This is a genomic window from Pseudomonas sp. GT1P32 (assembly GCF_054897805.1).
Window position 1 is genome coordinate 6017069 of record NZ_CM142704.1, and the last position, 23176, is coordinate 6040244.

Annotated in this window: 19 protein-coding genes; 14 read left to right on the plus strand and 5 right to left on the minus strand. The window is 57.7% G+C overall.

The window, feature by feature from the left end:
- Positions 1–135: 135 nt before the first annotated feature.
- From ACYZUC_RS27580 to ACYZUC_RS27595, 4 genes are all read left to right on the plus strand, one after another.
- Positions 136–1740 carry a response regulator gene (locus ACYZUC_RS27580; protein WP_461991691.1) on the plus strand — a complete coding sequence of 535 codons (1605 nt, stop codon included), beginning with the start codon at positions 136–138 and terminating at the stop codon, positions 1738–1740.
- Entirely contained in the window at positions 1737–2429 is a 693-nt protein-coding gene (locus tag ACYZUC_RS27585; protein WP_461991693.1) for a sensor histidine kinase, read from the plus strand. The genes ACYZUC_RS27580 and ACYZUC_RS27585 overlap by 4 nt, the downstream gene beginning before the upstream one ends.
- A gap of 338 nt (positions 2430–2767) precedes the next feature.
- The gene (locus tag ACYZUC_RS27590) at positions 2768–4009 is read left to right on the plus strand and encodes a glutamine synthetase family protein (RefSeq protein ID WP_461996773.1); all 1242 of its coding nucleotides are present in this window, start codon (positions 2768–2770) and stop codon (positions 4007–4009) included.
- 70 nt (positions 4010–4079) lie between these two features.
- Positions 4080–5450, plus strand: a complete 1371-nt coding sequence (locus tag ACYZUC_RS27595; RefSeq protein WP_461991695.1) for an MFS transporter — start codon at positions 4080–4082, stop codon at positions 5448–5450.
- A gap of 62 nt (positions 5451–5512) precedes the next feature.
- On the opposite strand, the gene ACYZUC_RS27600 is transcribed toward ACYZUC_RS27595, so the two are convergent.
- The 4 genes from ACYZUC_RS27600 to flgA form a co-directional block, all read right to left on the minus strand.
- Complete coding sequence (locus ACYZUC_RS27600) at positions 5513–6259, minus strand: flagellar brake protein (RefSeq protein WP_461991697.1); 747 nt, start codon at positions 6257–6259, stop codon at positions 5513–5515.
- Positions 6260–6351: 92 nt separating this feature from the next.
- Entirely contained in the window at positions 6352–6819 is a 468-nt protein-coding gene (locus ACYZUC_RS27605; RefSeq protein ID WP_461991699.1) for a flagella synthesis protein FlgN, read from the minus strand.
- A 48-nt stretch (positions 6820–6867) separates the two neighbouring features.
- Complete coding sequence (gene flgM / locus ACYZUC_RS27610; RefSeq protein ID WP_461991701.1) at positions 6868–7194, minus strand: flagellar biosynthesis anti-sigma factor FlgM; 327 nt, start codon at positions 7192–7194, stop codon at positions 6868–6870.
- 167 nt (positions 7195–7361) lie between these two features.
- Complete coding sequence (gene flgA, locus ACYZUC_RS27615; RefSeq protein WP_461991703.1) at positions 7362–8123, minus strand: flagellar basal body P-ring formation chaperone FlgA; 762 nt, start codon at positions 8121–8123, stop codon at positions 7362–7364.
- An 81-nt stretch (positions 8124–8204) separates the two neighbouring features.
- On the opposite strand from flgA, the gene ACYZUC_RS27620 reads away from it, so the two are divergent.
- The 8 genes from ACYZUC_RS27620 to ACYZUC_RS27655 all read left to right on the plus strand — a co-directional run bounded on the left by ACYZUC_RS27620 (position 8205) and on the right by ACYZUC_RS27655 (position 16986).
- On the plus strand, positions 8205–9137 hold the full coding sequence (locus ACYZUC_RS27620; protein ID WP_192227951.1) for a chemotaxis protein CheV: 933 nt from the start codon (positions 8205–8207) through the stop codon (positions 9135–9137).
- Positions 9138–9183: 46 nt separating this feature from the next.
- Positions 9184–10011 carry a protein-glutamate O-methyltransferase CheR gene (gene cheR / locus ACYZUC_RS27625; protein ID WP_192227950.1) on the plus strand — a complete coding sequence of 276 codons (828 nt, stop codon included), beginning with the start codon at positions 9184–9186 and terminating at the stop codon, positions 10009–10011.
- Between the two features lie 1295 nt (positions 10012–11306).
- Positions 11307–11714, plus strand: coding sequence for a flagellar basal body rod protein FlgB (gene flgB / locus ACYZUC_RS27630; protein WP_008041767.1), 408 nt, complete (start codon positions 11307–11309; stop codon positions 11712–11714).
- Between the two features lie 3 nt (positions 11715–11717).
- Positions 11718–12161, plus strand: coding sequence for a flagellar basal body rod protein FlgC (gene flgC / locus ACYZUC_RS27635; protein WP_096509466.1), 444 nt, complete (start codon positions 11718–11720; stop codon positions 12159–12161).
- Positions 12162–12176: 15 nt separating this feature from the next.
- Complete coding sequence (flgD, locus tag ACYZUC_RS27640; protein WP_461991706.1) at positions 12177–12899, plus strand: flagellar hook assembly protein FlgD; 723 nt, start codon at positions 12177–12179, stop codon at positions 12897–12899.
- A gap of 31 nt (positions 12900–12930) precedes the next feature.
- Positions 12931–14250, plus strand: a complete 1320-nt coding sequence (flgE, locus tag ACYZUC_RS27645; protein ID WP_461991708.1) for a flagellar hook protein FlgE — start codon at positions 12931–12933, stop codon at positions 14248–14250.
- A gap of 304 nt (positions 14251–14554) precedes the next feature.
- Positions 14555–15766, plus strand: coding sequence for a hypothetical protein (locus ACYZUC_RS27650; protein WP_461991710.1), 1212 nt, complete (start codon positions 14555–14557; stop codon positions 15764–15766).
- On the plus strand, positions 15766–16986 hold the full coding sequence (locus ACYZUC_RS27655; RefSeq protein WP_461991712.1) for a hypothetical protein: 1221 nt from the start codon (positions 15766–15768) through the stop codon (positions 16984–16986). The genes ACYZUC_RS27650 and ACYZUC_RS27655 overlap by 1 nt, the downstream gene beginning before the upstream one ends.
- 151 nt (positions 16987–17137) lie before the next feature.
- Here the strand turns inward: ACYZUC_RS27655 and ACYZUC_RS27660 are convergent, their stop codons facing one another.
- Positions 17138–20032, minus strand: coding sequence for a ribonucleoside-diphosphate reductase subunit alpha (locus tag ACYZUC_RS27660; RefSeq protein ID WP_008029373.1), 2895 nt, complete (start codon positions 20030–20032; stop codon positions 17138–17140).
- Positions 20033–20770: 738 nt separating this feature from the next.
- Between ACYZUC_RS27660 and ACYZUC_RS27665 the strand changes: the two genes are divergently transcribed.
- Both ACYZUC_RS27665 and ACYZUC_RS27670 read left to right on the plus strand, forming a co-directional pair.
- Positions 20771–21493: a response regulator gene (locus tag ACYZUC_RS27665; RefSeq protein WP_008041764.1), complete on the plus strand. Its 723-nt coding sequence runs from the start codon at positions 20771–20773 to the stop codon at positions 21491–21493.
- Positions 21490–23100, plus strand: coding sequence for an ATP-binding protein (locus tag ACYZUC_RS27670; protein WP_461991714.1), 1611 nt, complete (start codon positions 21490–21492; stop codon positions 23098–23100). The genes ACYZUC_RS27665 and ACYZUC_RS27670 overlap by 4 nt, the downstream gene beginning before the upstream one ends.
- Positions 23101–23176 lie beyond the last annotated feature (76 nt).

Genomic DNA, 23176 nt, shown 5'->3' on the forward strand with positions numbered 1-23176 from the left:
TAGCCCGCATTCGCGGCCCTTTGAAATTTGGACTTCAACGGCGTAAATGCATTCCAATTCTTCAAGTGAATGGCCCTGCTGGCCGATAACCCAGACAGTCATGATCTTCTTCTAAAAACTGCCTGGAAATCTTCGATGCTGTCGTATCACCAAAAGCGTTTTTTGATCGTCGATGATTTCTCGGATTTCCGCAGTTCCGTCAGGTCCATGCTGCGTGAGCTGGGCGTCAAGGACGTGGACACCGCCGACACCGGCGAGCAGGCGCTGCGCATGTGTTCGCAGAAGTCCTACGATTTCATCCTGCAGGATTTCCACCTCGGCGATGGCAAGAAGAACGGTCAGCAGGTTCTCGAAGACCTGATGGTCGAGAAGCTGATCAGCCATGAAGCCGTGTTCGTCATGGTCACCGCCGAGACCAGTCAGGCGATGGTGCTCAGTGCCCTTGAGCACGAGCCTGATGCTTACCTGACCAAACCCTTCAACCGTTCCGGCCTGGCCCAGCGCCTGGAGCGTCTGGAGCAGCGCAAGACCTTGCTCAAGCCGATCCTGCAGGCGCTCGATCGCGGTAAGCCGGTTGAAGTGCTCAACGCCTGCATCGCCTTGTGCAAGCAGGACATCCGTTACTCGCCGCTGTGCCTGCGCTACCGTGCCGATGCCTTGCGCGACTTGAATCAGAACGAAGCGCTGGAGCGTCTCTACGACGGCATCATTGCCGACCGGCCTTTGCCATGGGCGTTTGCCGGGCTGGGCCAGTTGCTGTTCAAGCGGGGTCAGGTCAGCCAGGCCAAGGGCGTCTACGAAAAAGCGTTGAAAGTGTTCCCGATGATGCCGGCGCTCTATGACGGCATGGCCGATGTGCTGGTCGCCGAGGGCGACACCAAGGCGGCGCAGCAGGTGTTGGAGGAGGCGATTCGTTTGTCCCCGCTGGCCGTACGCCGGCAAGCGCTGCTGGGTAAGCTGGCGATGACCAACGAAGATTTCGAGACCGCGTCCAAAGCTTACCGTCAGGCCGTCAGCCAAGGTGCCCAGTCACGTTTCAAGGACGCCGAAAGCAACCTCGGTCTCGCCCATGCGTTGATCAGCAAGGGCAGCGAAAAGGGCCTGGACACCCGGACCCGGCTGGAAATCAACACCACGCTGAGTGCCGTGGCCAAGGAAAACCCTTCCGACCCGGGCCTGCAGATTCGTGCGCGGCTGATGAAGGCCACCAGCCTGTTGCTCAACGACGCCGAAACCGCGGAAAAGCTCACCGAGCAAGCGATGTTGCGCCTCGATGGCATGGAGCAATTCATGAGTGCCGAAGCCGCGCTGTTGGTGGCCAAGCAACTGCAAATGCTTGGGCAGGCTGACGCCGGCAAGTCGATGCTGAAAAACTGCGCAGAAATCTACGGCGACGATCCGACGGTGATGCAGGGCATCGCCAAGCTGACCGACGACCCGAGCATCCTCAACTCCGGCAACGATGCGGCGGAACTCAACCGCCAAGGCGTGCGGGTGTACAAGACCGGCAACCTGGTGGAAGCGCGGGCGGTGTTCCGCAAAGCCCTGGCGTTGCAACCGAAGAACATCAGTATTGCGTTGAACATGGCGCAATCGCTGCTGCATGGCACCGACACCAGCGTGCCATCGGCGGAGCTTGAAGAATGTCGCGCCTGCCTGAAAACGGTCGGCCTGATGCCCGACACCGATGCGCGATATCCGCGTTATCAGAAACTGAAAATCAAGGCGTTCAGCGGATGAACCAAGACAACCCGGCACTGGATTTCTCCACGGTGATTGCTTCCACCGTGCACGACATGAAGAACTCTCTGGCGATGCTGATGCAGGCCCACAGCCAATGGCTGGCGCGCTTGCCCGATCCGGCGCGGCACACCCCGGAGCAGGGCGTGATCGAGTTCGAGTTCGCCCACCTCAACGGCATGCTGGTGCAGTTGCTGGGGCTGTACAAACTCGGCGTCAACCAGATGCCGTTGCAGCCGGCTTACCACGAACTGGATGACTTCATCGAAGCGCAACTGGCCTGCCATCAGGACGTGTTCGCCAGTCGCGGCATCATGGCGACCTATGAAGTGGACCCCCTGAGCCCGCTGGGTTTCTTCGACCGTGAGCTGATTGCGTCGGTGCTGGCCAACAGCATCAACAACGCCATCCGTTACGCCCGTCACGCACTGTTGATCACGGTGAGCGACGAGGCCGGGCAACTGGTGTTGACCATCAACGACGATGGTGAAGGTTATCCGGCCGAGATGATTGAGCGTCAGACCGATTACGTGCAGGGCATCAACCACAGCAGCGGCAGCACCGGCCTGGGCCTGTATTTCGCCGGACGGATTGCCGCGTTGCATCAGCGCAACGGGATCGGTGGGCGCACTGAAATCAGCAACGGCGGCCCGTTGGGCGGTGGTGTGTTCAGCCTCTATCTCCCCTGAATACACCGCATCCCCTGTAGGAGCTGGCTTGCCAGCGATGAGGGCTTTGAACTCTGCGGCGTTCTTACGAACGCCATCGCCGGCAAGCCGGCTCCTACAAGGGTTGCGGTGACGGTTATTCCGGCGTTGTTGTTCGCCATGGCGTTTTTGTTAGTCGCTGCTTGATATTCCGAACACGCGGAGCCTATTTTGTACGGTCGCCGTTCGCGGCTTGCACAACTACAAAGGATTGCGTCATGACAACCGATGGCCAGCGTTCACTCGCGCAGCGATTGACGGGCATTGATGAGATTGAATGTGTTACGCCGGATTTGAACGGCGTGCCCCGTGGCAAGGTCATGACAGCCGAAGGCTTTCTTGAGGGGCGGCGTTTGCAGATGGCGCGGGGTGTGCTGCTGCAATGCATCATGGGCGGATATCCGCCAGCGCGTTTTTACGGCAGCGATGACGGCGATCTGGCGCTGGTGCCCGATCCTGCGCAGATCCACCGCTTGCCCTGGAGCAAGCAGCCGCGTGCCTTGGCCATTTGCGATGCGGACGAACTGACCGGCGAAAGCTCTTCTCTCTCGACTCGCGGTCAACTCAAGGCGGTTATCGCGCGTTACGCCGCCCTTGGGCTGGCGCCGGTGGTGGCCACCGAGCTTGAGTTTTTCGTCTTTGCCCCCAACACCGACCCGACGCAACCATTCCAGCCGCCGGTGGGCCTGGACGGTCGGCGCGAGGACGGTCATTCGGCGTTCAGTGTCAGTTCCAATAACGGCTTGCGGCCGTTTTTCAGTGAAGTCTATGAGTGCATGGCGGCCCTCGGTTTGCCGCGCGATACGTTCATGCACGAGATGGGCGTCAGTCAGTTCGAGATCAACCTGTTGCACGGTGATCCATTGTTGCTGGCCGACCAGACATTGCTGTTCAAGCATCTGCTTAAAGAAGTGGCGCTCAAGCATGGGCTGACGGTGGTCTGCATGGCCAAGCCACTGGCGCACACGCCGGGCAGCTCGATGCATATTCACCAGAGCATCGTCGAGATCGCCACCGGGCGTAACGTGTTCAGCGACGAGGCCGGTGAGCCGACGGCGACCTTCCGTCACTTCATCGGTGGCCAGCAGGCCGGGATGGCGGATTTCACTGCATTATTTGCACCGAACGTGAACTCCTATCAGCGCTTGTGCCATCCGTTCGCATCACCGAATAATGCCTGCTGGTCCTACGACAATCGGGCGGCCGGTTTGCGCATTCCAGCCAGCTCGCCGGTGGCGCGTCGGGTGGAAAATCGCCTGCCGGGGGCAGATGCCAACCCGTATCTGGCGATTGCGGCGAGTCTGGCGGCAGGGTTGTATGGCATTGAAAACAGGTTGGAGCCAAGTGAAGCAATCCAGGGCGAATTCGAGGTTCCGGATAATCTTTCGTTGCCGTGTACCTTGCATGCCGCACTTGAGCGTCTGAAACGTAGCCAATTGGCGAAGGAACTGTTCGGCAAGGAGTTCATCGAAGGCTACGTCGCTTCGAAGACCATGGAGTTGACCAGCTTCTTTGATGAAATTACGCCCTGGGAGCGCCGTGTTTTAGCCGCCCAGGCCTGACGAACCTTCGTCTTCGGGCTATCTTTTCGGATAGCCCGTTTCTTACCGCAAGGAGCCGCTCGGAACGCCGATGCGCCAAATCTGGAAACCCTTTCGAGCGCTGTATTTCGCCTCGCTGATGATGTTGATCGGCTCCGGCTTGCTGAGTACTTACCTGGGCTTGCGCCTGGCGGCCGACCATGTCGACAGCCTGTGGGTCGGTGCGTTGATGGCGGCCAACTATTTCGGCCTCGTGCTGGGGGGCAAGATCGGTCACCGGTTGATTGCGCGGGTCGGGCATATCCGGGCTTATTCGGCCTGCGCCGGGATTGTTGGCGCGGCGGTGCTGGGCCATGGTCTGGTGGACTGGCTGCCGGCGTGGATATTCCTGCGGGTCATCGTCGGTCTGGGCATGATGTGCCAGTACATGGTCATCGAAAGCTGGCTCAATGAGCAGGCCGAAGCCTCGCAACGCGGCACGGTGTTTAGCGGTTACATGATCGCTTCTTATCTTGGCCTGGTGCTGGGGCAACTGATTCTGGTCATGCACCCGGCGCTCGGTCTTGAGCTGTTGATGCTGGTCGCCCTGTGCTTCGCACTGTGCCTGGTGCCGGTGGCCCTGACGCGGCGGATTCACCCGGCGGCGCTCCACCCGGCGCCGATGGAGCCGCGATTCTTCATCAAGCGTGTGCCGCAGTCGTTGAGTACCGTGCTGGGGGCGGGGCTGATCATCGGTTCGTTCTACGGTCTGGCGCCGCTGTATGCCTCGCAGCAAGGGTTGTCCACGGAGCAGGTCGGTCTGTTCATGGGTAGCTGTATTTTTGCCGGCCTGCTGGTGCAGTGGCCGTTGGGCTGGTTGTCCGACCGTTATGACCGGGCGCTGTTGATCCGCTGTTTTGCGCTGGTACTGGCCGTTGCCGCGTTGCCGCTGGCGGTGATGCAGCAGGTGCCGCTGGAGGTGTTGTTCATCACCGGTTTTATCTGCTCATTGGTGAAATTTTGCCTGTACCCGCTGGCGGTCGCGTTTTCCAATGACCACGTCGAGGCTGATCGGCGGGTGTCTCTGACGGCGATGTTGCTGGTGACCTACGGTGTCGGCGCGAGTATCGGGCCGTTGGTCGCGGGGGTACTGATGAAGATGTTTGGCAGCCAGATGCTCTACGCCTTCTTCAGTTTCTTCGCGTTGGTGCTAGTGTGGCGGATCCGCCCGAAAGCGGTGACCAACCTGCATCAGGTGGACGACGCGCCGCTGCATCACGTCGCCATGCCGGACAGCATGTCGAGTTCGCCGCTGGTGGCTTGCCTTGATCCACGGGTCGATGAGCAAGTGGTGCAGGACCAGATGCAGACCCCGGTCAATCCTGATCCGGCTCCTGAGCAGGAGCCTGAGGCACCAACCGCTCCACCTCCGGAGGACCCTGACACGGGGCGCGAGCAAAGCTTCACCGAGGCCAGGCCTTAAACCCGGGCATAAAAAACGGGCAGTCACCGCAAGGGACTGCCCGTTTTTTATTGGCGCTCGAATTACAGGTCGTCTTTGTCGAAACGTCGTGCTTCGCGCTGAAGCTGATAGACGAAGCGCTCGACCTGACGCTGCACCAGGCCGCTCATGTTGTGAAAGCGGATGCCGGCGAAGGTGGTGGAGATTCTTTCTTCGAAATGCAGGTAACGCAGCTCGACCGGTGCCGTCATTTTGCCAAAGGGCAGGGCGGCGGCGAAGCGGTCGTAGACCTGGCCCAATTGCAGGCTGCCGGTGATGTCGCCGTCAAAGCGTAATTTGCAGCCGGTGGCGGAGATGTCCAGCAGCTTGCCGCTGATCGGCGCCTTGAGCTTTTCACCGTCCAGATCGACGTTGACCAGTTGGGCCAGCTTCAAAGCTGCACGGAAGGCATTGCGGCGCTGGTGATAAACCACTTCATCTGGCAGCGAGCCACGATAGCAGCGGGTGTCACCGGATTCGTCGATGGTCAGCTGACCGTTGCTTTCCCAGGCAATGCGCACGCCTTCGTGAAAGCCTTCGACCTTGAACGGTTCGCCGGCCAGCATGAAGCGCTCACCGTCACGCGGGATCATTTCGTCGAGCGCGATGGTGCCGCGCTCGCGGTCCACGTCCACCAGATAGCTCTGGAAGCGCTGGGTGCGCTCATGGAAGGTGATGATCAGCGGATCATGGCTTTCTTGCAGTTGGCGCAGGTTGCCGGAGATTTCCAACGGTGTGGTAAGCACCTTGGGTGGCTGCGGGGCATCTTCCGCGGTTAAGGCATTGGACACGGTTCATCAATCTCCAGACAAAATATGACTACGGCTGGCCAGTATATTGCCAGCATGTTGCGAGTCTTGATAGGGCGTGGTCATTTGCAGGCTCAAGCCTGACTGAGCGGGCGCGGCTTCGCAAGCTTGGCGGTTGATCCGCGGGCATCATAAAGCGCTGGCGGTTCACCGCCGGTCAGGATTTTCAGCTGATTGGCCGTGGCGGCCTGCTGGACCAGGATTGACTGGCCATTATTGACGTTCGCCGCCTGGCATTGAGCCAGTAGATCGGTCAGCACATCGCTCTGGGCCAACAACTCATCGCCAATGCTCGAATGGCTGGCGAGTTGCTCCAGGCCGTTGCGATTGGTCGGCAGGTTGAGGCTGGCGAGGATTTCGCTGCGCTTGCGGCCATGCTGTTCAAGCAGAATGATCAATGCCTGTTTCTGCGCCAGAATTTCTTCGAGCAGTGGCATGTCCCGACCGTGCAAGGCGAGGGACTCGGTTTGCAGTAACTCAAGCAAGTGTTGCGCTGGAGCAAAGTCGTCGGTGATCAGTTGCAGTAAATTAGTGTCTTGCATGGCTGGCCTTGGGTTTTAAGCGTCCAAAAGCCTGGCGCGGGCCGTAGCCTAGCGCTGGGCTTCGAAGTTGAGCAGTTTGCTGGCTACACGGCTGCTGTCGACTTTATAGCTGCCATCGGCAATCGCTGCTTTCAACTCGGCCACACGGGCGTTGTCGACGGCAGGCTGATCGCGCAGCTTGTCAGTGACCTGTTGCAACTGTTGAGCCTCATTGCTGAGGTGTACCGATTCCCCGCTTTTGATGGCAGTGGCCTGTTCGGCCGGGGTATTCAGCGGCGCGGATTTGCCAGCTTCGGCAGTTTCCTTGGCAACGCTGGTACGTGTACTGCCCGTAAGTGGCGAGGAGCTGTTCAAACGGCTGAAATCGATGACCATGGTAAAAAACCTCTGAGTATTTGGACGCTTGCCATGTTTTCGGCTCTCCCTGTGAAAACTTTAGACCCATTTATCAAATGGGCCCGCATGCGCCAGCACTTCTCCTGCATGCGGCACAGTTTAGGGAACAGCCTCGGGCAACGCCACATCTTCACGAACAGAGAATCCTACATGGACACTTCCACCTGACCTGGCGCGGTAACCTGCGCCTTGATGACCCGTCTGGAATTGAGGTTTTTCACCCGTATCTGCTCGGCCATACCGCCGTTGGACAGGGCCTCGCCGGGCATTCGCACGCTGAGCGTACCACTGCGGGCGGTAATCACCACCTGATCGCCTTTGCGAATGACTTCCGCCTGTTCGAGATGAACCAGGGTAATCACCTGGTCGGTGACCATTGGTCGGGTAAGTCGCTGGCCGATCGCCTGGTCTACGGATGTGAAGTAGCCCTGGCCGATCAGGCTGATGTCACGCTCGCGCAGCGTCACGTCATCGGGCTCGACAATCCCTGCGCGGCGCAGGGGCCGGGTGACGGTCACAACGTCGCGAAACAGGCGGACTTGAGCGGGTACGAAGACTGTCCAGGGCGATGCCCCCTCGCAGCGAACCTTGACCGTGACCCGGCCCAGCGGCTTGGCCGGACTCTCGAGGCTGGCTGTCAATTCCTTGTCGCACATGGGCATGCGCAGTCGCTGGTCGAGCTGGTTGACCTGGATTTCGTAGCGACCTTCCGTTTGACTGGTAGCCAGATAGTCTTCTACGGTGAATTCAAGAAAGCCCTGGGTGACGCCGATAAGCATGTCAGGCAAGGTAACTGCGTCAGCAAAGGCAGGGCTGCCAGCGTTGAACAGGCAAACGGCCGACACTGCACAGAGCAATCTGCGGATAGGTGATGTCAGGCGTCGGAAAAATGTCGGTTCTGTGTTCATAAGAGTTAAAAAGCAAGCGCCGTGCCGTTTAGTGATGAATGTGCGTCGCAACACACTTAGCGTTGGTGTAGGAGTCTGGGCATGGCTGGTGTAATGGATTCGGTAAACCAGCGCACGCAACTGGTAGGGCAGAATCGCCTGGAGCTGTTGTTGTTCCGTCTCGACGGCCAGCAGCTTTACGGGATCAACGTGTTCAAGGTTCGCGAGGTGCTGCAATGCCCCAAGCTGACCCTGATGCCCAAGTCCAGTCCTGTCGTGTGCGGTGTGGCAAATATCCGGGGGGCGACCATTCCGATCCTTGATCTGGCAATGGCGACCGGTTCGGGGGCGCTTAAAGATCAAAGCAATCCGTTCGTGATCATCACGGAGTACAACACCAAGACCCAGGGTTTCCTGGTGCGCTCGGTGGAACGCATCGTCAACATGAACTGGGAGGAGATTCATCCGCCTCCCAAGGGCACCGGACGCGATCATTACCTGACGGCTGTGACTCGGGTCGACAATCAGTTAGTCGAAATCATCGACGTCGAGAAGATCCTGGCGGAAGTGGCGCCGACACCGGAAGCGATTTCCGTCGGCGTGGTCGATGTCGAGACCCAGCACAAGGCGTTGTCGTTGCGGGTGCTGACGGTCGATGACTCGTCGGTGGCGCGCAAGCAGGTCACGCGCTGCCTGCAAACGGTCGGCGTCGAAGTGGTGGCGTTGAACGACGGACGGCAAGCGCTGGAATACCTGCGCAAACTGGCCGATGAGGGTAAGAAGCCGGAAGAAGAGTTCCTGATGATGATCTCCGACATCGAGATGCCGGAGATGGACGGGTACACCCTGACGGCCGAGATCCGCAACGACCCTCGCATGCAAAAGCTTCATATCATCCTGCATACTTCGTTGTCGGGCGTATTCAATCAGGCGATGGTCAAGAAAGTCGGTGCCGATGACTTCCTCGCCAAATTCCGTCCTGATGACCTGGCATCCCGGGTAGTTGACCGGATCAAAGCAGCAGACATCAGCTAGGGGCCTTTTGCCCCTGGTGATTAACACGATTTAAGAGGCGGCATCTTTGTCTACGGGTAATTTGGATTTCGAACAATTCCGGGTCTTCCTGGAAAAAGCCTGTGGCATTTTGCTCGGTGAAAACAAGCAGTACCTGGTTTCGAGCCGTCTCAACAAACTGATGGAACAGCAAGGCATCAAGTCCCTGGGTGAGCTGGTTCAGCGCATCCAGACCCAGCCGCGCAGCGGTTTGCGCGAGTTGGTGGTCGATGCCATGACGACCAACGAAACCCTGTGGTTTCGTGACACCTATCCGTTTGAAGTCTTGAAGAACAAGGTACTGCCCGAAGCGATCAAGGCGGCTCCGGGGCAACGCTTGCGAATCTGGTCGGCGGCCTGCTCGTCGGGTCAGGAACCGTATTCGCTGTCGATGTCCATCGACGAGTTCGAGCGGGTCAATATGGGCCAGTTGAAGATGGGTGTGCAGATCGTTGCCACTGACCTGTCCGGCACCATGCTGACCAACTGCAAGACTGGCGAGTACGACAGCCTGGCCATCGGCCGTGGGTTGTCGCCCGAACGTCTTCAACGTTATTTCGACCCGAAAGGGCCGGGGCGCTGGGCCATCAAGGCGCCGATTAAGAGTCGGGTGGAGTTTCGCTCGTTCAACCTGCTGGACAGTTACGCGAGCCTCGGCAAGTTCGACATCGTGTTCTGCCGCAACGTGCTGATCTACTTCTCCGCCGAGGTGAAGAAAGACATCCTGTTGCGCATCCACAGCACGTTGAAGCCTGGCGGTTATCTGTTCCTTGGCGCGTCCGAAGCGCTGAACGGTTTGCCGGATCATTACCAGATGGTCCAGTGCAGCCCGGGGATCATTTACCAGGCGAAGTGATGGGTTGGCGGTAGTTTGAAAAACGGGAGTCCTTTGGGGCTCCCGTTTTTTTTGTCTGCTGTTTTGGTGTGTATATCCGTTTCTGGGGTTATGGCTGATATTGGTTCCGCTTTTACAGCGGGTCACTTGGAAAAGCGCCAAGTAACCAAGCGCTCTTGCCCCTTTCGTTCGGTGCCTCGCCTAGGCTCGGCATGCCCTCGCTCCGGTCCTGCTCCGTGGGCCCGCCGCGATCGGCCATCCCTGGCCGTGCGCGGCTAACCCGGCATCCATGCCGGGTTGCCCACTGCGCAGAACCTGCGCTCGGCCTCTCGAGGGGGCGCTCAGATCAAAAGCTGAAGGCGAGCTAACGCTCGGCCTGATGAGTGGTGGGAATCAAAAGCGTACGCCGATTCCTGTAGGAGCCGGCTTGCCGGCGAAAAGCGTTTGGACAACGCGTTCATTCAGACAGCTCGCGTTATCGTTGACGCCCATCGCTGGCAAGCCAGCTCCTACCATTTTGAATCGTGTGAACTCAATCCATTGTAGGAGCCGGCTTGCTGGCGAAAAGCGTCGGGGCAACGCGTTCATTCAGACAGCCTGCGTTATCGTTGACCTCCATCGCTGGCAAGCCAGCTCCTACCATTTTGAATCGTGTGAACCCAATCCATTGTAGGAGCCGGCTTGCTGGCGATAGCGGCCGTCCAGCCAACACATTCATTGCCTGACCCACCGCTATCGCCAGCAAGCCGGCTCCTACAGGGGGAATGCGTAAAAGTCCGAAATTGGTGGGGCCATCACATTGCTGGAGCGCGGGCACGGCGCATGAGCCAGGTCGGCTATCAGGCCGCCTCGGCGGCTGTGGCGGTAGTCGCCCCCTCGAGAGGCCGAGTGGAGGTTCTGCGCAGTGGGCAACCCGGCATGGATGCCGGGTTAGCCGCCCCCGGCCATGGATGGCCGATGGCGGCGGGCCCACGGAGCAGGACCGGAGCGAGGGCATGCCGAGCCTTAGCGAGGCACCGAACGAAAGGGGCAAGAGCCCTTGGTTACTTGGGGCTTTTCCAAGTGACTCGCCGTAAGGGCGAAACCAATAGCCGCCGTTACCCCAACAACGGATATGCCTACAAACCCCGGTCACAACCCGAGCCCAAACCGAAAGCGGCAGAAAAGCGGCAGACGGCGGAAACCCGTTGCCGCTTTTCTGGCATTGCCGCTTCGCCCCTTGCCCGCAAAGCCCCGGTTTACGGGCTTTTTTGAATTGGCACGCCGCTTGCTATATCCATCGTACGAAAAATCAGGTCACCCGAAGGTTTCCCGACATGAGCATCAGCTTCGATAAAGCGCTCGGTATCCACGAACAAGCCCTGGGCTTCCGCGCCCAGCGTGCCGAAGTCCTGGCCAACAACATCGCCAACGCCGACACCCCGAACTACAAGGCTCGGGATCTGGACTTCTCGAAAGTGCTCGCCGAGCAGAACGAGAAAACCAAGAGCGGCACATTCGCCTTGAACATGACCAACAACCGTCATATCGAAGCCGAAGGCATGGGCAATGGCGACGAGTCGCTGCTGTATCGCACGCCGATGCAACCGTCGATTGACCAGAACACCGTGGACGCCCAGCTGGAACAGTCGAACTACGCGGAAAACGCGATCAACTTCCAGGCCAGCTTCACCCTGCTCAACAGCAAATTCAAAGGGCTGATGTCAGCCATTCGCGGAGAGTAAGTCATGTCTCTATCCAGTGTTTTCAACATTGCCGGTAGCGGCATGAGTGCGCAAACCACGCGCTTGAACACCGTGGCCTCGAACATCGCCAACGCCGAGACCGTCTCGTCGAGCATCGACCAGACCTATCGCGCACGTCATCCAGTGTTCGCCACCATGTTCCAGGGCGGGCAGAGCGGCGGCAGCGATTCGTTGTTCCAGAACCAGGAAGCAGCCGGTCAGGGCGTGCAAGTGCTGGGCGTGGTCGAAGACCAGAGCAATCTGGAAGCGCGCTATGAGCCGAACCACCCGGCGGCCGACGCCAAGGGCTACGTCTACTACCCGAACGTCAACGTGGTCGAAGAAATGGCCGACATGATTTCCGCGAGCCGTTCGTTCCAGACCAACGCCGAAATGATGAACACCGCCAAAACCATGATGCAGAAGGTCCTGACCCTCGGTCAGTGATAAGGGGCGACTCAGATGAGTGTTACCGATACCACCAGCGGCATCAGCCTCAAAGACATCCTGGCCAACTCTTCGATCAAGACCAACACCAGTGCCGATGGCCTGGCGTCCGCCACGAACAGCGCCACCGGCAAAAAGGCCTTGGGCAAGGATGCGTTCCTGCAGTTGCTGGTGACACAGCTGAAGAACCAGAACCCGCTGGAGCCGCAGGACAACGGCGAGTTCGTTGCCCAGTTGGCACAGTTCAGCAGCCTGGAAGGCATCACCACGCTCAACACTACCGTGAGTGGCCTGGCCAGCAATTACAACTCGTCCCAGGCCTTGCAGGCTTCGTCGCTGGTCGGGCGTTCGGTCATCGCCCCGAGCGACAAGGCCGTGGTCGATACCTCCAAGAGCTTCAACGGGACCATCGCGGTTCCGGCGTCGGTGGATCCGGTGAAAGTGAAGATTACCGACGCCGATGGCAAGGTCATCCGCACCATCGACTTGGGCAGCCAAAAAGCCGGCAGCACCAGTTTCATCTGGGACGGCAAGAACGATGCGGGCGAAGTGGCCAAGGCGGGTACGTACACCTTCGGCGCCACCGCAACTTACGACGGCAAGGCGACTTCGCTGGTGACGTACCTGCCGGCAACTGTCAGCAGCGTGACCATCAGCCAGACCGGCGGTGAGTTGATGCTCAATCTCGCCGGGGGGGGCAGCATCGCCCTGTCCAAAGTACAAACAATTGGTATGTAGAGCCGACTAACACGGCACAAAGGAGTGGAATATGTCTTTCAATATCGGCCTTAGCGGTCTCTATGCAGCCAACAAACAACTGGACGTGACCGGCAACAACATCGCCAACGTCGCGACCACCGGTTTCAAATCGTCCCGTGCGGAATTCTCGGACGTTTACTCGGCGACCAAGCTGGGTTCCGGTAGCAAAACCATTGGTAACGGCGTGCGCCTGGCCAACGTTTCCCAGCAGTTCACCCAGGGCGACGTCAACAACACCGGCAACGTGCTGGACATGGGCATCAACGGTTCCGGCTTCTTCGTGCTGAACGACAACGGCTCGATGTCCTACACCCGTGCCGGTACGTTCAAGGTCGACAAGGACGGTTACGTCACCAACACCGACGGCACTGCGCGTCTGCAAGGTTACGGCGTGGACGCCAACGGCAAGATCATCAACGGCGTGTTGACCGACCTGCGTATCGATACTTCGAACCTGGCGCCAAAAAACACCTCCACGGTGTCGTCGACGATCAACCTGAACTCCACCGCACCGGTTATCGATCAGGTTGCCACCCCGTTTGATTCGACCAAAGAAGCCTCATTCACCAAACAGTTCAGTACCCCGATTTATGACACTCAGGGTAACAAGCACGTCATGGACCAATACATGGTCAAGACCGGGGCGAACACCTGGAAAACCTACACCCTGATTGATGGTCGCAACCCGAATGGCACCGACCCTAGTCCTACCGCGGTTCCGTTGAACCTGCCGGTCGCTTCGACCATGGTGTTCGATACCTCTGGCAATCTGGTTTCGGTCACCACACCGGCCGTTCCGGCGCCGATCGTCAGCCCTGACCTGAAGGTCACCGGCTGGATTCCCGGTGACGTGAAAAATGGCGTGTGGACAGCGAACGGCGCTACTTCCGGCGTCGTTACGATCTCCATGGCCAAAACCTCGCAGTACAACGCCGATACCGCGCGTTCGATTCCTTCGCAGAACGGTTACGCCACGGGCCAGATCACCAACCTGACCATCGATGGCAGCGGTATCATGCTGGCCAACTTCAGCAACAGCCAGACCAAGGCCATCGGCCAGATCTCGCTCGCCAGCTTCACCAACGAGCAAGGTCTGCAGCCAGTAGGCGGCACCAGCTGGAAAGAAACCTACTCGTCGGGTATCCCGGGCTACGATGCGCCGAACACCGGCACCTTGGGCGAGATCCACTCCAACTCCCTGGAAGAGTCCAACGTCAACCTGACCAGCGAACTGGTCGACCTGATCAAGGCGCAGAGCAACTACCAGGCGAACGCCAAGACCATCTCGACTCAAAGCACCATCATGCAGACCATCATTCAGATGACCTGATGCGGGTTGGTTGATTGCTGCACAAAGAACCCCTCGCAAGAGGGGTTTTTTTATGGCCGGGATTTGAGGTGTGGGTGGCATGGACTACTTCGCGAGTCAGCCTGACCGCTACATTCCTCAAGGCAAAAGAAAACTATCGGTACGCTAGAGGCTTGATCAAGGGGTGGAAAAGCGGTTCGCGGAGCCTACCGCGCCCAAAGCCGTCCTTTCGGTAGGGGCAGAATTTTTACTGGTGGCGACTGGATATTATGATGGCCATAGGCTAGACCAAACCCAGATACATCCATTTCAAAGGGATTTGGCTATGAAGCTTAGTTTTTTCCTGTCTCTGCAAATATCCCTATCTTTAGTGATTTTAGCTCTTGCCGTGCAGGCGGAAGAAAGTACAAGCATTCCCCGAGAAAGTGCTGCAGGCGCTAAAAGTTCCAATGGTGATTTACAGCTGGAATTAATAAAGGCTCTAACTAAGCCGAATGTCAGTGCCTCACTGAAATTGGACAATAAACTTGCGGGGGATATGGTTTTAGCCATTAAAGATGGGAGGCCGATAACTGACGAAATGGTGATCTCTCCAGCAAGTATTAAAATGAGTTTTCTTGAAGCCTTAAATAGGGCGGTTGTCCGTGAGGCGATATCTTATGGGCCGAAGCTGGGGATAAAAGTGTTTAACGAATACCCGGATTTCAAAAATGAAATTGATGGGGTTTCAATAAAAATTCCGGCATCGGCCGTTTTGACAATGGCAGAGCAGGCGGAGGGGTGCCCAAATAACCTTGATACAATTAGTGTGTCGGAGCTTAAGGCGTATGCTGGGAAATGCTTTTTGTCAGTAAATAAACAGGCTGCTATTGTTTCGACAACAAACTCAATTGATAAAACCTACCTGAAAGCGCTACCGCTTGTATCTTCATTGGTCGATCGTGACAATAAGCATTTGTGCATGATTTCAGTATATAAAAAAGACCTGTGGATTACCGCGGAGCACTGCTTGCCAAAGTCTCAGGAAGGGCTGGAGAGGTATGTAATAGTCGATGGAGGCAAACAAAAATTAATATGGGGCAAGGTATCAAGATGCAAAATTAAACCTTGTGATGTGGCCTATGTGTCCATGCCAACACCGAAGTTGGTCGATAACAGCCTGCCTAACATAAATGCGCCAACAAAAGATTTGAGTTGGATGACGCCATTATTCATTCCCGGAATTATCTATCAGTACGACATGTCGGATAGTTTGCAGAAACAATCAGCAAATTCCATTGCGTCCCAGATTGACTTTCTATGGAGTCCGGTCGGGAAGGGGTTCTGCAGAGCCGTGGAACTTTCGAAAAATGGATGTCTATCCCATACCTGTAATACGGTGACTGGCTTTTCCGGGGCGCCAATATATACATACGATGAAAAAGCAGGTGTTATCGATTTGATAGCCATACATTCGGGGAGGGATAAAGAGTCGAACAACTGTAATGAGGAAGCTAAAACCAACTACGCACATCTCGCCAATTTCAAGGGAATGTAATGATGAAAGCAAAATTAACGGCCCTGACTGCTTGCATTGTGCTCTCAGCGTGCAAAACCCTAACCCCTAATTCATTCAATGTTGGTGAAGTTGATTACGATAAGCTTAACGGTCTGAATGATGTTGATAGGCCGGCAATAGCAGGTGCGCGGGTTTTTTCGAAGAATGGCAGCGCTTGCTACAAAACCGCTGGCGGAGACGAGAGTGGTGTGGCCATAGCAGTTTCCGCAGCAGGATTTCTTATTAAAGAGGGCGTTGCGTATGGCAAGAGCCAGTTAGAAAAAAGGGCGGCATACCTGAATTCTGACATAGTTATTAGCGGGTCAACCTTTGTTCAGGATATTCCGCGCAAAGACCCGACTGGAAAAGAAGTAACGGCTAAAGCCTGGCCCGCCATTGAGGTAGCAAACAGATATGAGATAGACAAGGCTGACAAAGTGGCTAAGGCAGAGCAAAAAGCTCAGAGTGCCCTCAAGAAAAATGCAACCAAAGACGAGATTAGAGAGGCGAGAAAGAATGCGGCAGATAGTGCAGCAAAAAGCTACGATCTGACGAATGCATCGCCTGAGTTTAAAACAGGTGAAGATGATCTTTGTGTGTTGATAGTGGCGGGTGAGTATCAAGAAGGCGCTACGGGATTAGAGGCATGGAACAGGTTTGCGAAAAAGAACGACCTCACTGAAGTTTCAAATGTTACAGAGCTCGAGACGGCGGGTGAGTACAGTGGGTATAGTCTTTCTGTTCCAGGCTCTAAAGATAAAAAACCATTTCAAGATCTAAAAAAAGATCCAAGCTTCATTGCTGAGTTGCACATTATCCCCACGTCGGTAAAGGGCGGGGTTATGTACACAATTAAGCCGACCTATATTTTCTATCCGTACCCCTTGCATAAGGGGACCGCCAATGGTCTGGAACGTAAGTTGACAATCGAAGTTGGTCTTGGTGAAGGCAAACCGACGATGTTGTTTGAACATATTGTCAGTGGCAAGCAATATAGAACCCGGGACATATTGTCCAGCTGGGTGGCCTACAAAACCGATGGTGCCAAGCAGTATCAGGAAGTGTCGGTGAAGGTTAGTGAGGGCCCGGATTCGATGCCAACGGCTAAAATCATGACGGATCTGGCTGCGAAGGATGCAGCTATAGAGAAGTACCTCATCGACAAGCTTGAGGCAAAAGCCAAAAAAGAAGGTTGGGTCGATGCGGAAGAAACGAAGTAAGAGCATTAAAGTAAAAGCCCCGCTATCGCGGGGCTTTTTTTTACCTTTGCAAGGCATCAGCTAGATTGCCAAGGTATCCCCTGTAAAGCTACGTAGTTTAGCGTTTACAGGGGATACAGGTTTTGATGTGTAAGGTTTTACCTTGCCAGCATCATTGGCAAGCTTCGCAATCCGGCTCGTCGATGGCGCAAGCCTTCGGCACTGGAGCAGGACCGGCAGGAGCTGCCAGGACCGAATCTTCACCGTGGTTGCCGCCGCTGGAAACAGCGTTCAGCTTGCCGGTGTTGATGGTCGACTTCTCGGTGCTGGTCGCGGCCAGGGCACGGAGGTAGTAAGTGGTTTTCAGACCACGGTACCAGGCCATGCGGTAGGTCACGTCCAGCTTCTTGCCCGAGGCGCCAGCGATGTACAGGTTCAGCGACTGAGCCTGGTCGATCCACTTCTGGCGACGGCTTGCCGCGTCGACGATCCACTTGGTGTCCACTTCGAAGGCAGTCGCGTAGAGCTCTTTGAGTTCTTGCGGGATGCGCTCGATCTGCTGCACCGAACCGTCGTAGTACTTCAGGTCGTTGATCATGACCGAGTCCCACAGACCGCGAGCCTTGAGGTCGCGAACCAGGTACGGGTTGATCACGGTGAATTCGCCCGACAGGTTCGATTTCACATAGAGGTTCTGGTAGGTCGGTTCGATCGACTGCGATACGCCAGTGATGTTGGCGATGGTCGCGGTCGGTGCGATGGCCATGATGTTGGAGTTACGAATGCCTTTCTGTACACGGGCGCGAACCGGTGCCCAGTCCAGGGATTCGTTCAGGTCAACGTCGATGTACTTCTGGCCGCGCTGCTCGATCAGGATCTGTTGCGAATCCAGCGGCAGGATGCCTTTGGACCACAGCGAACCCTGGAACGTCTCGTACGCGCCGCGCTCGTCGGCCAGGTCGCAGGACGCCTGGATCGCGTAGTAGCTGACCGCTTCCATCGACTTGTCGGCGAACTCGACGGCAGCGTCGGAACCGTAAGGGATGTGCTGCAGGTACAAAGCGTCCTGGAAGCCCATGATGCCCAGGCCGACCGGACGGTGCTTGAAGTTGGAGTTCTTCGCTTGCGGCACCGAGTAGTAGTTGATGTCGATAACGTTATCGAGCATGCGAACAGCGGTGTTCACGGTGCGTTCCAGCTTGGCGGTGTCCAGCTTGCCGTTGACGATGTGGTTCGGCAGGTTGATCGAGCCCAGGTTGCAAACGGCGATCTCGTCCTTGTTGGTGTTCAAGGTGATCTCGGTGCACAGGTTCGAGCTGTGGACCACGCCAACGTGCTGCTGCGGGCTGCGCAGGTTGCACGGGTCTTTGAAGGTCAGCCATGGGTGGCCGGTTTCAAACAGCATGGACAGCATTTTGCGCCACAGGTCTTTGGCCTGGATGGTCTTGAACAGCTTGACCTTGCCCGGGTACTCGGTCAGGGCTTCGTAGTACTCGTAACGCTCTTCGAAAGCCTTGCCGGTCAGGTCGTGCAGGTCCGGTACTTCGGACGGCGAGAACAGGGTCCACTTGCCGTCATCGAAGACGCGCTTCATGAACAGGTCAGGGATCCAGTTGGCGGTGTTCATGTCGTGGGTACGACGACGATCATCACCGGTGTTCTTGCGGAGTTCGATGAACTCCTCGATGTCCATGTGCCAGGTTTCCAGGTAGGCACACACAGCGCCTTTGCGCTTGCCACCCTGGTTAACGGCAACGGCGGTGTCGTTCACCACTTTCAGGAACGGAACCACGCCCTGGGATTTACCGTTGGTGCCCTTGATGTACGAACCGAGTGCACGAACCGGGGTCCAGTCGTTGCCCAGGCCGCCGGCGAATTTCGACAACATGGCGTTGTCGTGGATCGCGTGGTAGATGCCCGACAGGTCATCCGGCACGGTGGTCAGGTAGCAGCTGGACAGCTGTGGACGCAGGGTACCGGCGTTGAACAGGGTCGGAGTCGACGACATGTAGTCGAAGGACGACAGCAGGTTGTAGAACTCGATCGCACGGTCTTCTTTCTGCTTCTCTTCGATCGCCAGGCCCATGGCCACGCGCATGAAGAAGATTTGCGGCAGTTCGAAGCGGATACCGTCCTTGTGGATGAAGTAACGGTCGTACAGGGTTTGCAGGCCCAGGTAGGTGAACTGCTGATCGCGCTCGTGGTTGATCGCCTTGCCGAGTTTTTCCAGGTCGAAGGTGGCCAGGACCGGGTTCAGCAATTCGAATTCGATACCCTTGGCGATGTACGCAGGCAATGCCTTGGCGTACAGGTCGACCATTTCGTGGTGGGTCGCGCTTTCGGCAACGTTCAGGAAGCTCAGGCCTTCGGCACGCAGGGTGTCCATCAGCAGGCGGGCAGTCACGAACGAGTAGTTCGGCTCACGCTCGACCAGGGTACGGGCAGTCATCACCAGGGCGGTGTTGACGTCGGTCAGGGCCACGCCGTCGTACAGGTTTTTCAGGGTTTCGCGCTGGATCAGGTCGCCGTCGACTTCTTCCAGGCCTTCGCACGCTTCGGTGACGATGGTGTTCAGGCGACCCATGTCCAGCGGTGCAAAAGTGCCGTCGGCGCGGGTGATGCGGATCGACGGGTGAGCGTTGACCGCTTCTTCTGCCGGGGCGTGGGCAGCGCGTTGTTTCGAGCGACCGTCGCGGTAGATCACGTAGTCGCGAGCCACTTTCTGCTCACCGGCACGCATCAGGGCCAGTTCGACCTGGTCCTGGATTTCTTCGATGTGGATGGTGCCGCCCGATGGCATGCGACGCTTGAAGGTCGCGGTGACTTGTTCGGTCAGGCGGGCCACGGTGTCATGGATTCGCGACGAAGCGGCAGCGGTGCCGCCTTCAACTGCGAGAAACGCTTTGGTGATCGCGACGGTGATCTTGTCATCGGTGTAAGGAACGACAGTGCCGTTACGCTTGATCACGCGCAGTTGGCCAGGCGCGGTGGCGGACAGATCCGAAGTCGAATCAGCGGCCTGCGGCAAGGTGCCCTGCGGGTTCTCGCGAGTTGTGTCGGTTTGCATGGGGGGTTGTCTCCACATTCTCTATGTTTGTTTGGGCACCATCACGGTGCCCACCGTTCCGTCCTGAAGCACTACAACCGGCTGGGCCGGGCATACCAACTTCGGGACAGATCAGGAAGGGGGCTGTTGGGGCGCCGCTTCCATGCCGAAGTCTTTGGTCCCAGGCCTTGAGCCTGACACCAGGATCCTTTTGGGTGACAGTAATCGACTGCAACACCCGTACCGTTAACGCCGTTTCCGGATCAAAAACAGTAGCCATCCGCACGCGCGGTTTGGTCTTTCGAAAATACGTTTGGTTCAACCGGAAAGAGGCAATAAAAGCGCTTGAAATCGGTATCCGGTTTGTGTTTGGTTTTTGGCGTAAAACCCTACATGTAGGGTTTTTTTCGCGCCGGGGTACAAGATAATGCGTTTCGGAGGGTGTTGCAACGTACTACCTGTGGATAAACCTGTGCGTAAATTGTGTGTGAAAGGTGGAACGAGCGTGTAGGCCAGCGACCTAGCTGGAGCGGACTGTTTTTCACTGATTTTCAGCGATTGAAAACAGTCATTCGGATTTTTAAGGGCGCGAACCCTATCACAAAAAACCGGGTTGTCCGAACGCATTTGCCGGCTTGTGTTCTCGGCGGGCGACGTTTATACAATCGGCCGATAGTTACGCATTCTTATCCTCCCCAATCATTACAAAAAGACGGGCGGATCCTTCCTTATAAGTGTTGTTGGCAAGCAGAGGTCACCGTGGAGCAAGAAGCCTGGCAGGTATTGATAGTGGAAGACGACCAGCGTCTGGCCGAACTGACCCGCGAATACCTGGAGGCCAATGGCCTGCGTGTGTCGATCGAAGGCAATGGCGCCCTGGCGGCCGCGCGCATCATCAAGGAGAAACCGGACCTGGTGATCCTCGACCTGATGCTGCCGGGCGAAGACGGCCTGAGCATTTGCCGCAAGGTCCGTGACAAGTACGACGGGCCGATCCTGATGCTCACCGCGCGTACCGACGACACCGATCAGATCCTCGGCCTCGACCTGGGCGCCGACGACTACGTCTGTAAACCGGTTCGCCCACGCCTGCTGCTGGCCCGCATTCAGGCCTTGTTGCGGCGCAGTGAAGCGCCTGAACCCGTCCCGGAAAAACAGCGGCGCCTGCAGTTCGGCCCGCTGGTGGTGGACAACGCCTTGCGTGAAGCCTGGCTGCACGACAACGGCATCGAACTGACCAGCGCCGAGTTCGACCTGCTGTGGCTGTTGGTGGCCAATGCCGGGCGCATCCTCTCTCGTGAGGAGATTTTCACCGCACTGCGCGGCATCGGCTATGACGGCCAGGACCGCTCCATCGACGTGCGCATTTCGCGCATCCGGCCGAAGATCGGCGATGACCCGGATCATCCGCGCCTGATCAAAACCATCCGCAGCAAAGGCTACCTGTTCGTGCCGGAAGCCTGCGTAGATCCGTCGCTGTGAACTCGATCTTCCTGCGCATCTATGGCGGCATGTGCGCGGCGCTGATTCTGGTGGCGGTGCTCGGCGTGCTGGCCCTGCACATGCTCAACCAGGTGCGCAGCGAGCAGTACCGCGAGCGCCTGGCCCATGGCACGTTCTCGCTGATGGCCGATAACCTGCAACCGATGAACGAAACCCAGCGTCACCGCGCCTTGCTGGTGTGGGAACGCCTGCTCGGGATTCCTTTGGCGCTGAAGACCTTCGCCCAGACTGACCTCGATCTGACTCAGCGCACCCGCGTGCTGCGCGGTCAGGCACTGGTGGAGCAGACCGGTCCGCATGCGGCGAAGGTCTATCGACTGATCAGCGACAAGGAGCAGTTGGTGCTCACGGGGGAGGTGCAGCAGATCAGCGAGCAACTGGCCCGCGCGACCATTTACCTGCTCGCCGATGAGCTGGTGCGCGTGCCGGTGGCCGAGCAGCCCAAGCGTCTGGCGCAATTGAAAAAAGACAAGGGGTTTGGTTTCGACTTGCGGCTGGTCACGGCCGACGAAGCGGACATGGACGAAGACCAGAGCCGTCGGGTGTCCGAAGGCGATACGGTGATGGCGCTGGGTAAGGGCGGCGATTCGATCCGGGTGTTTGCCGGCATGGTCGGCACGCCGTGGGTGCTGGAAATCGGTCCGTTGTATCAGATGAATCCTTACCCGCCGGAGTGGCTGGTGCTGATCGCGGCGCTGGGCTTGAGCCTGATCGGGTTGATCGTCTATCTCTTGGTGCGGCAACTGGAGCGGCGTTTGCGCGGGCTCGAAGCGGCCGCCACGCGCATCGCCAAAGGCAGCCTGGAAACCCGCGTGCCGGCGCGTGGCGCCGACTCGGTGGGACGCCTGGCCTCGGCGTTCAACGGCATGGCCGAGCACTTGCAGCAGTTGCTGGCGATCCAGCGTGAACTGGTACGCGCGGTGTCCCACGAATTGCGCACGCCCGTGGCGCGGCTGCGTTTCGGCCTGGAGATGATCGGCTCGGCCACCACGCCGCAGGCGCTGGAGAAGTACCGCGAGGGCATGGATCACGACATTGAAGACCTTGATCGGCTGGTGGACGAGATGCTCACTTATGCGCGGCTGGAACAGGGTTCGCCCGCGCTGAATTTCCAGCGGATCGACCTGGATGCGTTGGTCAATCAAGTGATCGAAGAATTGGCACCGTTGCGTGCCGAAGTTACGGTACAGCGCGGTCTGTGCCTCTCGGCCGCCGATTGCGATGATGCCTGGGTCGAGGCCGAGCCCCGTTACCTGCACCGGGCGATCCAGAACCTGGTGAGCAACGCCATGCGTCATGCCTCATCGCGGGTGACCGTCAGCTATCAGGTCGGGCAGCAGCGTTGTCGGGTGGACATCGAGGATGACGGGCCGGGTGTGCCGGAATCCGCGTGGGAGAAAATCTTTACGCCGTTCCTGCGTCTCGATGACAGCCGAACCCGTGCTTCGGGCGGGCATGGGTTGGGGCTGTCGATCGTGCGGCGGATCATCCATTGGCATGACGGGCGAGCGTTGATCAGCAAGAGCAAGAGCCTGGGCGGGGCGTGTTTCAGTTTGAGTTGGCCGCGCAATCAGGAGAAGCGTTGAGATTGGCGGTGAATGATCTACCGCCATCGCCGGCAAGCCGGCTCCTACAGGTTCACGCAAACCTTGTAGGAGCCGG